1 protein-coding gene is annotated in these 331 nt (G+C 69.2%); it reads right to left on the reverse strand.

From position 1 onward, the window contains the following. On the reverse strand, positions 1–319 hold a 319-nt coding region (locus IMZ35_RS30295; RefSeq protein ID WP_438816922.1), incomplete at its 3' end, for an AMP-binding enzyme. Positions 320–331: the final 12 nt, after the last annotated feature.

Consider the following 331-nt stretch of genomic DNA (forward strand, 5'->3'; position numbering starts at 1 on the left):
GGTCGATCTTGCCGTTGGGCAGCAGGGGCAGTTCGGGCAGCGTGACGTACGCGGCCGGCACGAAGTGCGCGGGCAGCTTCTCGCGGAGGTGCCCGGTCAGCACCGCGTGGTCGACCTCGTCTCCGGCGAGGACGACGTAGGCGACCAGGGCCGTGGACTCCGTCTCGTCGTGGCGAGCGACGACGACGGCGTCGGCGACGTCGGGATGCGCGCGGAGAACGGTGTCGATCTCACCGAGTTCGATGCGATGACCGCGGATCTTGACCTGGTCGTCGGCACGACCCAGGTAGTCCAGCATCCCGTCCGTGCGCCACCGCACCAGATCACCCGT

The organism is Umezawaea beigongshangensis (assembly GCF_016464305.1).
GTDB lineage: Bacteria > Actinomycetota > Actinomycetes > Mycobacteriales > Pseudonocardiaceae > Umezawaea_A > Umezawaea_A beigongshangensis.